At 60.3% G+C, this 542-nt stretch carries 1 pseudogene; it reads right to left on the bottom strand.

Features of this window, described 5'->3' with window-relative positions:
- Nucleotides 1-542, bottom strand: a pseudogene (locus R3X27_RS25535) (IS3 family transposase); the annotation flags it as partial.

Below are 542 nucleotides of genomic sequence, written 5' to 3'. Positions count from 1 at the left end.
CGCTTCACCCGGATCGCCAGACATTCCCGGCTGTATTCGTCCAATATGTTCAATGTTCGGAACGCCCTGCCATCGTCGGTCCGGTGGTGCACAAAATCGTACGACCAGACATGATTGCGGTGCTCGGGACGAAGCCGGACACAAGATCCGTCGTTCAGCCAGAGCCGCCCCTTCCTGGGCTGTTTCATCGGAACCTTCAGCCCCTCGCGCCGCCAAAGCCGTTCGACACGCTTGTCGTTCACCTGCCAGCCAGCATCCCTCAGCAAAGCCGCCACGCGACGATAGCCATATCGACCAAACTGGCGTGTCAGTTCGATCATGTCCGCGACCAGGCGGTCTTCATCAGCACGCCCCCGTGGCAATCGCCGTTGGGTGGAGCGATGTTGCCCCAGAACGCGGCAAACCCGACGCTCCGAAACCTTCATCTGGCTGCGTACATGATTGATGCAGGCACGGCGACGCGAGGGGCTCAGAAGTTTCCCGAGGCCGCCTCCTTCAGGATCAGCTTGTCCAGAGTCAGATCCGAAACAGCTCGACGAAGG

Source organism: Tropicimonas sp. TH_r6 (assembly GCF_033101155.1).
GTDB lineage: Bacteria > Pseudomonadota > Alphaproteobacteria > Rhodobacterales > Rhodobacteraceae > Tropicimonas.
This window is presented reverse-complemented; position numbering and strand designations above follow the sequence as displayed.